Source organism: Pseudooceanicola aestuariicola (assembly GCF_045763785.1).
Lineage (GTDB): Bacteria > Pseudomonadota > Alphaproteobacteria > Rhodobacterales > Rhodobacteraceae > Pseudooceanicola.
Map to the genome: position 1 here is coordinate 185041 of NZ_JBJGSF010000002.1, position 14353 is coordinate 199393.

General features: G+C 53.9%; 8 protein-coding genes and 1 tRNA gene. 5 read left to right on the forward strand and 4 right to left on the reverse strand.

Annotation, left to right across the window (positions count from 1 at the left end; genetic code table 11):
• Positions 1–236 precede the first annotated feature (236 nt).
• The 5 genes from ACI3GR_RS08775 to ACI3GR_RS08795 all read left to right on the forward strand — a co-directional run bounded on the left by ACI3GR_RS08775 (position 237) and on the right by ACI3GR_RS08795 (position 10133).
• Positions 237–3305 (forward strand): hypothetical protein, encoded by a 3069-nt coding sequence (locus ACI3GR_RS08775; protein ID WP_407493820.1) that lies wholly within the window; start codon positions 237–239, stop codon positions 3303–3305.
• The gene (locus ACI3GR_RS08780) at positions 3306–3641 is read left to right on the forward strand and encodes a hypothetical protein (RefSeq protein WP_407493821.1); all 336 of its coding nucleotides are present in this window, start codon (positions 3306–3308) and stop codon (positions 3639–3641) included.
• Positions 3642–4126: 485 nt separating this feature from the next.
• Positions 4127–7117: an HD domain-containing protein gene (locus tag ACI3GR_RS08785; RefSeq protein ID WP_407493822.1), complete on the forward strand. Its 2991-nt coding sequence runs from the start codon at positions 4127–4129 to the stop codon at positions 7115–7117.
• A 502-nt stretch (positions 7118–7619) separates the two neighbouring features.
• Positions 7620–8474 carry a YDG/SRA domain-containing protein gene (locus ACI3GR_RS08790; RefSeq protein ID WP_407493823.1) on the forward strand — a complete coding sequence of 285 codons (855 nt, stop codon included), beginning with the start codon at positions 7620–7622 and terminating at the stop codon, positions 8472–8474.
• 642 nt (positions 8475–9116) lie between these two features.
• Complete coding sequence (locus ACI3GR_RS08795) at positions 9117–10133, forward strand: hypothetical protein (RefSeq protein WP_407493824.1); 1017 nt, start codon at positions 9117–9119, stop codon at positions 10131–10133.
• Between the two features lie 405 nt (positions 10134–10538).
• On the opposite strand, the gene ACI3GR_RS08800 is transcribed toward ACI3GR_RS08795, so the two are convergent.
• The 4 genes from ACI3GR_RS08800 to ACI3GR_RS08815 all read right to left on the reverse strand — a co-directional run bounded on the left by ACI3GR_RS08800 (position 10539) and on the right by ACI3GR_RS08815 (position 14342).
• Positions 10539–10614: transfer RNA gene (locus ACI3GR_RS08800), tRNA-Thr, on the reverse strand.
• Between the two features lie 45 nt (positions 10615–10659).
• Positions 10660–12186 carry a heme biosynthesis protein HemY gene (locus ACI3GR_RS08805; RefSeq protein ID WP_407493825.1) on the reverse strand — a complete coding sequence of 509 codons (1527 nt, stop codon included), beginning with the start codon at positions 12184–12186 and terminating at the stop codon, positions 10660–10662.
• A 12-nt stretch (positions 12187–12198) separates the two neighbouring features.
• On the reverse strand, positions 12199–13599 hold the full coding sequence (locus ACI3GR_RS08810; RefSeq protein ID WP_407493827.1) for a COG4223 family protein: 1401 nt from the start codon (positions 13597–13599) through the stop codon (positions 12199–12201).
• 47 nt (positions 13600–13646) lie between these two features.
• Positions 13647–14342, reverse strand: a complete 696-nt coding sequence (locus tag ACI3GR_RS08815) for a uroporphyrinogen-III synthase (RefSeq protein WP_407494886.1) — start codon at positions 14340–14342, stop codon at positions 13647–13649.
• Positions 14343–14353 lie beyond the last annotated feature (11 nt).

Below are 14353 nucleotides of genomic sequence, written 5' to 3' on the forward strand. Positions count from 1 at the left end.
ATTCTGGAATGTACGTTTGTTTCCAGACCTTTGTCCTGGAATTTTTTTCAATTTCCGTAAGAGTCCCGCAAGATTCCTTGAGTTTCTGACCGCGCCTGTTGGAAACTTCTTGACTTTCCTTTGGAAACTTTTGACTTTCCTCGAGCATCGTTGTCTTACACAGGAAAGTTTCCTCTCTGCTGTTCAGCGACTAAAGAAACGACCAGTTTAAGTCGTTTGGAAGGCGAGTTCGCAGAATGGACCATCTAGAGATACTTTCTTACGTCTGGTGCAACCACAAACGTTTCCAAAAGCAAGTCCGCACCTATCAACACGACGATCTTTTTAGCGACATGGGGTTTTCGCTGTCCGACAAGGACAAGGACGAGCCTTATTACATCTCCCGTGGCTACGCTTCAAAAATTCTGAACGGCAAAGCGAGACCTGAAAGGGTGATGAAAGCGCTCGAAGACCACAGGGTACGAGATCGTATCGAAAACAGCTTTGATCTTCACGGCCTGTTTGCATGCAAGACCACTAGCGAAGTCGATACGCTGGTTGAAAACAAAATGCTAAGGGAAGAGGCGGCACTTGACTTAGGGCTGACCCTGAATCGGCGAAGTAGCCTCTTCAAATCAAGTCACAAGCAAAACTACGAAATGCACAGCTTGGGCTCGGACAGCAAGCAGGAACCGGTACTCTCTGGCGGAGAACGCGGAGCGTGGCGAATGCTCGCGCGGCTTGCGCTACGGTCGGATGTCGGCGTGGTCCACTGGGATGCCGAGCCGTGGTCGGGCGCGAGCTACATCGTTTATCTATTGCGAGAACACGACGAGATTATGAAGTCGTTCAGCAAAATCTGCACAATCAGGCCATCCGACCTTGGAACGCCATTTGACGCCCAGCTTAAGCGGCTTGCCGCTGAGTTAGGTATCAGGGAGGACAGGGCTAGCACGCCTATGGCTCTCGTAGGCGCACTCCGTAGAGAGCGCATCCTTTTGGTTGTGTCTGACGTTTGCTTTATCCCGTTTCAAAAAGAGTCGTATGAGAAAGAATTGCTGATCTATCAGGTTTTAAGGTGTGCCGCGGACGTCCACTCGAAAGGAACCTGCGCCTCGGTGATCACGGTCGGCCGGTCTCCTGCAGTCACTGCTCTAGTTGCGTCCCACAACAGATCTTATCAGTTGGACAAAGTACTCAAGTCACAGACAGGTTTCGAGTTCTATCGAGAGCTTTTCGAGCACTACAAAGCGCACCGGGATGAATCCCGTGCAGAAGAGGGCGGTTCTCGCTTGAAGAGGGGCAAATGGCATTACGAGGCGGTAAGGCGTAGTGATGAGCGGAGCGTCTGGCCAGGTATGATCCGGCTACGCGCCTACTTCGCCTCAAACTTCGGAAACTACGCGTATTTCGACCCAACAATGGGGTTCGACGCGCTGTGCGGCAGAGATGAGCCGCTTCCCAAAAGCATCGAGCTCTTTCATGACGATCTGGTCGCATACATTCTTCGCGCGTCTGCCGGGAAGCAAAGCCCCGAACTGCGGGCGCTGCGTTTTTGCAGTACAGCTAAGCATTGGCTGACGGAGCCCGCATTGGAAAGTTTGCGTCAGTCCTTCGCTCCGAAGGGCACCGAGGGCAATAGGGTATCAGAACTCACAAGAGAGGCCTTCGAAAATAAGGTCAAAGATCGGCTTTGCCCCATAACGGACCCGCTCCAAGACCCCACGCTTCCGAGAGACGACGAAGACGCAAAGAAGATTTTCACCTTAAGCCTAGGAATTCGATCCATCGTGCAGGATGAATGGCGCCGGGTCGATCCATTCGAGCGCTCGGTCGCCCATTGGCGCGTGGCTAGAAACCTATGGAAAAACCAGGACAGCAAAGAGCTCCTTGCGCAAGAATTCCCCTATTTGCCGCACTGGGGTAGGTCACGCATTTTCCTGCTTGGCGAGTGTATCCGGCACCTAGTGTGCTGCGTTGATGGGGTCAGCGAGGCGTCAGACCTTACTGTACGCGGGTCAGACGACGTTTTTCCGGAGGCGCCTGATCCCTCTTTGCTGGGATGTGACCCCTCAGAAGTGATCAACTTCTGCTACTCAAGGATTTTTCAGCGAGAGATCAACGGAAACAAAGCCTTTGGCAAGGTCGCTGACTTACCGCAGCAGGGCCGGTCCCTAGCCAAGCGCCACGGCGCGTTTGAATACGCAGCGGAACTCCTGCAGTTGATGGGCGAAAATAGAAAACTTGGCAAACCGCACCCCAATCTCAATCCGAAGTATCGTGTCTCCTATCTTCGCGAGTGCGCCTTTGCCTTGCTTGATCTCGGCGAATTGGAAAGGGCTAACAAGCTTTTCAAGTCGTTGGAGAATGAACATGCAAAAGACTCAAAATCAGCGCTTGAGGAAAAGCTCAACAGGACACTAGTGCTGACGGAACGCAACGATCTCAAGACCGCCAAAAAGACCATCCGGTCCGTCGAGAGGACAATTCGAAAGCACCTCAACGAGCCAACGATGGAGGGGAGAAGCGCGTTGCAGAAGAGGGTTCGTGCTCGGAACCTTCATATTATGTGCCTCGAGGGCAAGTTCGCGGAGGCGATCGAGCTAAGCTCAGAAATCCTTGTGACGGAGCAAGACCCCAGACGCTGGGACCCCGACTTCATCCACAACCGAATCCGCGCCTTGGCCAACACCGAAAAAACCAGTTCACAAGCCATGTCGGAGACCATGGCGGCCGTATTCAGGGCAAGCGCAGACGGGTTTCAGCATGAGGCTTTGGGATACCGAGTGCTACTGGCGCGCCTGTTCAGACAAAGGGGTGAGCTGCCGGTGGCTGAGCAACTCCTCGACGACATTCAAAGGGATATCCTGCTGTACGGTTGTTCGGAGCGTACCTACTTGGACATGCTCTACGAGGCTGGCCGCACGCTTTGCGCAATGAATAAGCACATCAGGGCCTATGCCAGTTATTTGCGGCCTCTCCTTGTTCGCAGCAAAAGCCGTGGTTTCAGTCGGTTTGTGGAACTTGCGACGCGCCATTCCGAGGTTGTCGTCGAGTTAGTAAAAACCACACATAAGCGCATGACCGCGGAAGAATGGAGTGGGATCATTCAGCTGATCAAGGACGAAGAGGAACAGCACGTCACTAAAGAGAAGCTTGGCCGCGAAGGTGTTCTGGAAGTGGACCCTCTGTTTGGCTACTATATATCCGGATCGCAGGACGTCATCGAAAGGTTCCGCACCGTTGAAGGAATTGATGAGGAGATCGACTTCATTTTGGATCACGGCGGCAGCAAACAGGTGAAACCTGAGACCAGAGAGTTATAGGTGTTGCTCCTCGCCGTCGACAAGCAAAACGAAGGCATCGTGACCATAGTCACTAGCACGATCGATTTCCTTGAAGACACAGTTTGCCTCTTCAACCGCATCTCGTACGAACGATATGCCCTTGCGTCCTACGGCGTTGGATTTTTTCCGAACTGGAAGGGAACCATCATTTCGCGCGACTGGATCACTCATTGGCTCGCCTCAGCCACACCATTGGCCGTCATTATCGACAACTCCGGCAAGTCCCGCAAGCTCGGCAGATCGAACGTCGCCAGAAACGTCTCTGTCGTCACAAAGGTATGCGGCGCCCCACGGGCGCTGCATGAGTATCTTTGAATGTCGGTTTTCGGAGAGCGCGACCTAATTGCTTGCATTTGCAGCGAAGGTCCGGTTCCCGCCCATTCGGCCAAGTCAGTTGTCGGCCCAAAGCCGACATCCATCGCATCGTCCTACGCCGCAGCGCGGCTTCCCCGAAGCAGACATTTATCGACTGCGCAGCAATTCCAATGCTGGCAATGGCCAGGACGCGGACAAAGCGCGCATTCGCCGCGTTTTCACCAACGACTGAAATCGACGACCAGCCACCTGTTGAGGGCTGCGGTCTGATAGAAACCGCGGCCAATAGTTGCCAGAATGGCGGAGACGAAGGCCGACATAAATTATTGTTTTTAATAACTTTTGTGTATATATGAGACTTAACCGCCAAAAAATTGGAGGCCGTCAACCTCCAACAGGATTGGCTTCACAGATGGTCTTCCAACTAGCAATCTTCGGTAATGTGGTTAGGGTTCGGAGAACAGTTGTACGGATGCTATGCAAAAATGAAAATTAGCGAAGTAATTCTTGAACGAATAAGAGACGACCATGCGCTGGACGCTTATGTCAAAGGTTCCGTTGCTCGGATTTCCGACCACATTTCTTCGAACAAGATGGTGTTCTTTCCAGAGTATACCGATCATGATGTCACCCACTTTGAAGCAGTTCTAGAAACTGCGGTCGACCTCGCGACCGACAAGTCTCTGGAATTAATGACTGGCATTGACTTTGCTGCATTAACTACATCGGTTATGCTTCATGATCTAGGCATGCACCTGACTAAAGATGGGTTTGAGACGCTTGTTAGCCCCCAAAACCCAATGCCTCCCATCGAAGGGTTTGGCGACCTTCCCTGGCATGAACTTTGGGTGTCTTTTCTGTCCGAAGCCAAGCGTTTTGACGCTAAGAAACTGGAGGCCCTATTTGGGCGAAACTACGAGCCAATTACCAAATTCCCTTCTTTCAGCGAACCGTGGAATGAATTTGACATATTGCTAGTTGGTGAGTTCCTTCGCAGGCACCACCCTCGCTTAGCGCATGAAATTGCATTGTACGGAATGCCCTCTAAAGACGGCACACTCATTCAATTCTGCGCCGACACTTCTGACCAAGATAGGTTTCTCAATGACATCAGTGGACTAATTGCTCGAAGCCACGGCATGGCGCTTCGAGATACCTTCTCGTACCTAGAAAAGCACTACAACAACAAGATAGAGACGCGTTCTGCACATCCTGTCTTTCTCATGGCTCTACTCCGGGTCGCCGATTATCTTCAAATTCAAAGTGCTAGAGCACCATCTGCAAGAACTGACGTTTCAAAATTCAAGAGCCCGGTCTCGTCGCGGGAATGGTCTGTTCATCAGTGCGTTACAGACATAACCAACATCTCCGATCCCGAGGCAATTGACATTACTGCCTATCCTCAAGACATCGACACTTTCTTGCGGTTGAAGTACTGGATAGGTGACTTTCAACGCGAACTCGACATGTCTTGGGCCGTGCTCGGCGAAGTCTACGGCCTTCAATCCCACAGCGGTCTAAACAAGCTTGGTCTTAAAATTCGCAGGCTAAGGTCAAACATTGATGATGCTGAGGGCTTCTCACAATCCGTAACTTACCTACCTGAGCAAATCGCGTTCACCACGGCTGGAAGCGAGCTTTTGAAGCTACTTATAGGACCACTCTACGCGAACGACATTTCTGTTGGTCTTCGCGAACTGGTCCAAAATGCGACCGATGCGGTCAAAGAACTAGATAGCCTCGTCTCTGAAGGTTCGATTGAACAGACCGAAGGTCGAAATGACATCTCTGCTGACGTCCAAGTAGATTTTGTCAGCGATGCAGATGATGATGGTCCCTATCCCAAGATTGTTGAAGTAGCGATCACTGACAGAGGCGTTGGAATGACTGCGGACGTCATTAAGAACTACTTCTTGAAAGCAGGGGCTTCCTTTAGAAGTTCAGACACGTGGAAGGAGCACTTTGAAAAAGCCGACGGATCAATTCGGGTGCAAAGAAGTGGGCGCTTCGGTGTCGGAGCGCTCGCCGCCTTCTTGATTGGTGAAAAGATAGAAGTAGAAACTCGACACTACTCAGAGCCAGAAAAAAATGGGCTTCGATTTTCAGCAGGTGTAGAGACAACCTCAATAAATGTAGAGAAGGTTGCCTGTGCCGTCGGAACGAAAATCACCATCAAGGTGCCCAAGCACCTTCAGAAAAAAGTCGGTGAAATCTTAGGCTATAATCGACGACGTGAAGTTGACCTTCACAGCGGGATTAGCCAATATTTTGGTAGGGAACCAAGCTTAAACTACACCATTGATAACAAGAATATTCCTTGGGACGAGCAGTGTTTTCTACCAACGAAGGCCAACTCTTTTGAGGGCGGTTGGAACTACTTTGAAACCGACGATTTTGAAGTGAATTGGTCTTACGAGAGTGGCAAGCCCGCTCTTTCAGTCAATCAAATTCGGGTTTCGGGTACTCGGGTCGACCGGATGCGATCAGGCGAAAACAACAACGCTGGCATAGTATTGCGATCATATATATTTCGCACCCCTGCGCTTTCAATCGGGGATAAATCTGGCTCCTTTCCGCTTAACCTACAGAGGAACACCTACGCAGGAAGCGAAATGCCGTTTCAGACTGAACTGGCAACGGAGGCCACCGATGAATTGCTGTTCTCCTGTCTCTGGTTTTTGGCCCTCAAAGAACAAAGCAGGTTCCCCAGCTATGACGGTTTCTACAAACTGCGACCTTGGGAGCGCTCCAACTTTAGGTGGTTGCACTGCTCGGACGGAATGGTTCTCAACGCTCCAAGGTTCTTGCAGGCCTATGATCCTCAGTTTGCCCTTGCGCGCTATGGCGGAACTGACGACTGGAACACTACAAAAAAGATAGTTGATGTCCTCCCTAGAAAGTCCCTCTTTATTCACGAAGCAAATGAAGAGTTTGCAGGGCGAAAATTCTCCATGAAAGGGAAACTTACTAGAACTCTTCAGGGCGAAGCCCACGACTTCACAAGAAATGCCACGAAAGCACAGACAGTATTCGTACCAAATTCATTTGTTGATTTAATCAGAAAGAAGATGAAGCCGGGCAAGGATGCCAACAAAGCTCTAGATAGTTTGATCCAAGATGCGGTACCCAACTGGCTAGTCCACAATTCTTCCGATGTTAAAGAACCTGAGAGAATAAAAGACTGGCGGATGAAAATGAGCCTAGATGGATTGGACACTTCAGTCGTCAGTCTGCATGAACTGAATTGTTCGCAGAAGCCACTCAAGAAGAGCATTGATCAAGTAGTTTTTGAACGCTGGATAGAACTTATTGGCCAGCCTTTCCTTCCTAAATCACCCGCTGATGCAAAGCTTCTTCTAAACGTGCTTAGCGGGAAGCTCGGTGAAAAATATTTTATCTTCAAGCAGAGGGCTGAAGAGAAAGCCAAGAAACAGGAACCTAGGGCAAAACAACGAGAGCTTAGCGAGCTTCTATAGGGCCTCGGCATCGGTTGAAAGCTGGCGAAGTAACTCTGAGGTCAATTGCGCGTCAATCCTACCCCAATGTATATTCCGCCTGATTGCAGCGGTCATAGACATTTGGTTTGGGGTAGCCGTCTTGGCTTGGGCGAAGGAAGTTTTCAGAAGACCTCGCTCGACATGTACTGCGCATTCCGCTGCCAGATCGGTCGATGTTTTGACCAGGACACTATTTCCGTCAGTGCATCGGCTTCGGTTTTGATGTGGTTTTTGCCCGTTGGCATGGCTGTCCCTAAGTTTCTCAATGCTAAAATTCTTAAGTGTATCGAAAGAGTCTCCAGTGCGACGCTTCTCAGCCTAGCCGTCTTTTCAAGTGGGAACCTTCGGAATGTAGTCAGATTAGAGCATTGCGCCTACGAACCTTGCAGCGATCAAGTACCCAGAATATCAAAATCTAAAGTTCCTCCCTGCCACAAACAGGGAAGACGTTGGTCGTGGAATAATCAGTGGAGGCCAGCGCATGGCAATCGGGGAAGTTGAGGGTGCAAAAGTTGGAGAACATTTTGACAGTCGCCGGGAGCTCTACGACGCGGGCGTACATCGCGCGCTGCAGGCTGGCATTGTTGGACGCGCGTCAGTCGGTGCTGAAAGTATCGTTCTTTCAGGCGGCTACAAAGATGATGAAGATCACGGTTCATACATTGTCTACACAGGCGACGGCGGGCGCGCTCCCAACGCGACGAGACAAGTAGCCGACCAGGAGTTTACTGGAAAAAACCAGTCTCTGGTACAAAGCTGTCTTGAAGGCCTGCCGGTAAGAGTAATCCGTGAAGCAGGCCACGAGAGCGAGCACTCACCACAAACGGGGTATCGCTTCGACGGATTATTTCGTGTTGATGAATATTGGCGGTCAACAGGTTTAGATGGCTTCAAAGTCTGTAGATTCCGGTTAGTTATGCTGCAGAACCGTTCCCTGGAATTAAAAGAAATAGATAGCTCAGGTCCTGTCGCGGATGGCACAACGCGACGGGTTCCGACAACCGTACAAAGGATAGTCAGGGACACAGCACTCGGACGCAAGGTGAAGGAACTCCACGACTACACCTGTCAAGTATGTGGTTTCCGTTTGGATTGCGCAGGAGGCGCCTACGCTGAAGCTGCGCACATACGCCCTTTGGGGGCACCTCACAACGGTCCCGATGAATTAGCAAACCTTCTTTGCCTATGCCCAAACCACCATATTTTGCTGGACCGCGGAGCCCTATCTACAGGGGACGATCTTCGGGTTTCCAACACCGGAAATCCACTGCGTCTAGTGCGGAAACACCTCCTCTCACTTGAACACTTGCGATATCAGCGTTCGATTTGGGAATAGGAACGAAACACCTTTAAATCGAAAGCAGCTGAAGGGCTTGCTCTCTTCCCACCGATCGCGCATCCGGTCAATTTTAGGACCAAATCACTTGTTCATCCGGCGGTCCAGGCCAGAGCATATTGGGGTCCTTGGCATGGACCCAGTTATTCGGAAGCCCACTGGTTTTTTTCACAGAGCTTAAGAGCTTCCTCGGCGTTAGAAGATAAGGCATAGCCCCATTTCGAGAGATACCTTTCTTCGGTCGGGCTAGCTTCGAGTTTCCACACACGCATAGGTCGAGCATTGAGGGTATCGGTTAAGAGAAAGTAAGCAAATCAATTCCGATCATTGGGTAGAGGAGCCGGAAACCTCACAGCTGCTGTTCTCCAACGGTAACGGATCTGAGTGCGTCAAGACCAGAGTTGCTACAAAGAGGCCTTAATAAAGCGGGCGTCTCAAAATGTGCACATCGCCAACCGTCGGAAGGCATTATCAACTAGTCTTTGAGCCTCCGCCTCTCTGATTTTTCCGTTGAGCTAATCCCAAAGTGCAGCGAGGCTAGCAGAGAACGCACGCCGGCGTATCGCTTCAATGTGCTTAACTAGGACTCAACGAGCATTCGATCCGCCCGAGATACCCGCACGTAATGTTTGAGTGAAATCAATGATCCTTTACAAAACCATCGCTCTTAAGCTTGGACACCACCTGGAAAACGAAATGCCTATGGATATGCACGGTCCAGATGGTCACCGGGTCTCGTCCGAGGAAACTCGTCAGCATTGGCAACAAGTTCTCAGCAATCTCTCCTCGGCGAGTATCTATCTGCTCGACCACAACGCTGCGAATTATCTAGACACTTTGAGAATGGATGTCCAAGGCATGCCATGGGAGGATCGCCCTGAGTCCGATATACAAGACTATGTGCGTGATATCGAACTTCCACGTGACCTCTTTTGGATAGAATATGTCGACCGCAAACTGTGGGAAGACCGTTGTACTAGAAGAATAACGACCTTGGACAAAGAAGAACTACGCAACCGGCACCAGCGAGGGTTCCTCTTTGATAATCGTTCCCCGGACAAACTGCTCGTGCGCCTCTATTCGGCAGTAACTGACACGGCCTTCTTGGATGCACCATTTGTTCTGGAGATCTCAAAATCAAGAGATGGTCGGCCCGACTTTAATGAAACCCTTTGGAAACCTCAGCGAACAGTACTAGCGGGATTTATGAGGGCAGGACTGTTGACCGACGAAGCTTCCATGAGGACTTACTTCGAGGAACACAAAGGTCACCTCACATACGAGATGGTAATCGGCTTTATGCTCTTCGCTGCACTCGCTGCGCGTGAGGACGACTTAATATCGCAAGAAGTCGCAAGCCTATCAACATCACAGGCCAAGACAGCGCGGAAGTTTGGTAAGGTTTGGATGACTGAAGTTCTTAAGTCTCATGTCACTATTCGAATTGGACCCGCTGGCGAGCGACACTTGGCTGAACAAAAGGCCAGGATTCGCTTTGAGCAAGCACAGGCCGCAAGCCGAGCTGCGCCTACTGAGCATTGGGTGGCCGAACATGAAAGACGTTACGCCAACGGTAAAGTTGTAAGAGTTCGAGCGCATAAGCGAGGACAAGCATTAAGCAGGGATTTACCCGCGCGCATTGTGGGGCCGAGAGTGTAAGCGTGATTTTGTGACAATCGTACTTCAGGTTCAATAAATCCGACCAGCCTATCGGGCTAAGCCAAACCATTCGTCGTTGAATTAATAAGTAAGCTGCGGTTGAGTCCGCGAAAAAATCTGCAAACTCTTACACCTTGTACACATACTGACCCGCCAACCGGCAGAGCCATTGTCATGATGTAGAGCCCCCACCACTTTTCTCATTACCCATGACTTAGTGTGAATAGCTCTACACGACCAAAGGGCGATTCCTTGAAGCACGATCAGAGGCCGCGCACCCGGTGCGCAACGCAACCTCATAATCGCGAAAGCGCCTGCGCACTTTTAACTGGTGGATAAAAAGGTGGTTAAGACCAAGCGTTATACCGCCAAGTCTTTTATTCTATTAAATTTTTCACGGGAAAGTGGTGCCGCTGAAGGGACTCGAACCCCCGACCCCATCATTACGAATGACGTGCTCTACCAGCTGAGCTACAGCGGCCCCGTGCCGCGGGGCTATAGCACCCCGTTCCTCATAGGGAAAGACTTATTCTTTCGTCTTTTCCGGCGCATCCTCGTCACGGCTTTCCGCGACCTCGTCGGCCAGAATCTCGGCCTCTTCGGCTTCGATCACCGGGTCTTCGACAACCGCATCCTCAACCGGGGGTTCTTCTACCGGGTCGGCGGCCTTGTCTTCGATCTGGCCGACGATCAGCGGCAGCATTGCGGTGCCCATACGGGTCTGCACTTCGCTGGCCGGCGTGTCCTTCCACATCAACGTGTCGAAAGCGCCGCAGTTTTCACAGATCGGCGTCCACTGGCTGTGGATGTTATGGCAGTTTTCACAGGTCCACTGCGGGCCACGCGGCGCGGTGACGGCGCGGGCCAGCCAGCCTTTCACGATAGCGTCCGAGGACCCTTCACCGCGTTCAATGGCGGCCATGATCGTCAGCACGCGGGCATCGGGCGATTCCGTGGCCAGATTACCCAGCGACCGGCGCGCTTCGGGGAAATCTTCGGCGGCAATGTTCAACTCGGCCATCAGAAGGCGAGATTCACGGTGGTTCGGCGTCGTCGCGACCAGCTTTTTGAACCGCTTCAGGCGGGCGTCGGGCGTCTCGTCCGGCTCAATCTCGGCGAAGGCGCCGGCAAGATCGGGATGCGGGGACGCTTCCCATGCCTTTTTCAGCACGCGGGCCGCGTGACGCTTGTTGCCGTTCTTGATCATACCTTCTGCGGCCATGACGGCTGCGGGGATCAGGTCGGGCGACAGCTTGTTCGCCTCAATCGCGGCTTCACGGGATTCGATGGTGGCGTCTTCTTGGAACACGCCCTTGGCCTCGGACAGGGCCAGAACGGCGTCGCGGCGGCGGTGGACGTCGCGCGGCAGGTTGCCGTGACGCAGCTTGGCCTTCAGCGTCGCGCGGGCACCTTTCCAGTCGCTTTGCTGGGCCTGAAGCTTTAGTAGCGTGTCCTGCACCTCTTCATGGCCCGGTTTGATCGCAAAGGCCTTTTCAGCCAGCGCCAGCGCGGTGGTCGTGTCACCTTCGGCCAGCTTCTGTTTCATGATGCCGCGCACGCCGACGAAACGGGTGCGGTCGTCGGACAACAGCTTTTTGTAGGCCTCTTCCGCCTTGCGCTTGTCGCCAACCATTTCAGCCGCCTGTGCGGTCAAAAGCGTCGTCAGTTCGGGACGGTCCAGATATTTTTCAGCCTTGGACGCCTTGGAAATCGCGCGGCGGCCTTCACCGGAGGCCAGCGCCATCATGCCTTCGCTAAGCGCCTCGTAACCTTTGCGTTCGCGGTTGCGGTCGAAATAGCGCGACAAGGCGGTTTCATCGCCGTTGATGAACCGCAGCAGCGCAATCAGCAGGCCGAATAGTTTGAGGAACAGCCAGACCGCAAAGATCAGCAGCAGCACCGCGATCACCGCCTTGATCGGCGACAGGTTAATTTCGATCCCCGCCATGGCGATGCGCACACCGCCCTGCATGTCCAGCAAATAGCTGGCCCCAAGGGTAGCCGCCGCCACCAGCGCGACGAAAACGACGATTTTTACAAGTGACCAAAGCATCGGTGGCGTTCCTTAGTTCGTATTTAGTTCCGTCATCAGGCCATTGGCGGCCTCGACAGTGGCCAGCCGGGTTTCGGCAGCCGTGCGCCAATCCGCCAGCTCAGCCTGAGCTTCTTGCGGAAGGGCTTGGATTTCGGTCAGCGCGGTGGGGATATCCCCTGCGGCAACGGCGGCTTCGGCACGCGACAGGACGGCATCGGGATCATTGCCATCCTTCGGCGACAGGGACCGGACGCCCAGCTGCGTTTTGAAGAAATCGGTGACCGAACCGTTGCCAGCCCCGCGAGTCACCGCCAGCGCATCGCGGGCGGCGTCGGGAAAGCTGTCGCGCAGGTCGGCAAGTGTCGGCACGCCATCGACGTTGTCCGACAGAACCTGCGGGATCTGCGTGCCAGTATCGGTCAGCTGTTCCAGCGGTTCGGCGTAGCTGTCGCCGTTATTCAATGCCGCAAGGATATTGGTGACAGCCGCGCGGGCCTGCGTTTCGGACGACCGGGCCGCAGCGGTGTTGCGCAGGCTTTCGGCCTCGGTCACCATGTTCTGTACCTCTTCGCGCTGCTGGCGCATCGCCTCTTGCAGGCGGGCCAGTTCCTCTTCGTAGGCGGCGCGGGCTTCTTCCGACACGCTTTGCGTGATCGCGGTTTCTTCCAGCTGTTCGACGCGCGCGGTCAGGCTGGATAGCTGATCAGATAGCTCCGACAAGGCGGCGCTGTTGTCTTCGGCCATGGTCTGAATTTCAGACAGGTCGATAGAGCCGACGGCCTCTTGCAGATCGGCAATGGTCTGGTCCTGCGCAGCAACCTGATCGGTCAGTTCGGACGATCCGCCAAGGCCGGGGATCTGACCGCCGAGGCCTAGCGCCGCGGCAAACCCGATGGCAGCAGCGATGATGCCGCCCAGAACCATCGGGAAAAACCCGCCGCGCTTTTCCGTCACAACAGGCGCCGGGGTGGCGGCATTTTCCGGCGACGGTTCGGTGCCAGCAGTGACCGGCTTTTCCGCGTCGTAATCGTTCGGAGTGATGTCGGCGGGTGTGTCTTCACGCTCTGCCTGACCGTCGATGTCCAGCGGATCATCGCCATAGGCTACGGTGGTCGACGTGTCGGGTTCATCATCCTGCGAGGGTTCAGGCAGGTCGATGCTGTCGGTCGTATCGCCGCCCGTATCGCCGGATGTGTCGCTCGATACGGTATCGTCAGACTCACCGGGCAAAGTGTCGGTCGAATCGGCAACCGGGGGGGTATCATCACCTTCGGCCGCGGGCGGGGTCGTGTCTTCGGTTTCGGCTGGCAAAGTATCGCTGGCGTCGGCGACTGTGGCCGTTGCGTCGGCGTCGGTTGCAGGCAGGGTGTCGTCCGTCTTGGGCGTTTCGCTGTCGACCTCGGTCTTTGCTGGAGCTTTCTTTCTAGCCACGAAACCGTCCTTTCGAATCCCTGCTTTGCATTTGCAGCACTGGCACCTTAGTCCGGGGTGTCCTGCCCCTCAAGCTGTTGAAGGGTCGCAGCTATAGCCCGGACCATGGCCGCCGCGTCAGGCGTATCTGATATGCTTAGGGATTTGGCACGCAACGGCGCGGCGGCAAGGGCTGCAGCCTCGCTAATCGCGATGATATGGGGTTCTGCACCGTCTGGACAGCGCGCGGCGAACTGCGTGGCAGTGCGCGGAGAATAAAGCGGAACGATCACCGGATCATCGCCCTTCAGCGCGGCAATCGCCTGAGCCGAAAGGTCTGTCAGCGCCTGTTCATAAATCACCGCATCGGACACATCCCGCCCGGCGTCGCGCAGGCGTTTGGCGACGTCGCCCCGTGCATTCTGGCCCCGCAGGTGGACCAATGGGTCATCGCCCGGTTGCGACAGGATGAAATCGACCAAAGCATCGGCATCACCGCCGGCAGACTGCGCGTCCAGCCCGTTTTCCTGCGCCAGCGCGGCGGTCGCATCGCCCACGCAGATCGCCGGTTGCGCGGGACCACCCAGCGCCGCATAGGCCCGAACGCCATTCCGAGAGGTGAAGATCAGCCTTGCCCGCGGGTCGATCTGCGGCAACTTGGCTGCCATCCGGATCTCTAGCAACGGTGACAGGATTACCCGTACGCCCAGCGCCTGCATCAGCGCATCGGCCGTTGTGGCGCCGTCGGGCGCGGGGCGTGTCATCACGATCACCG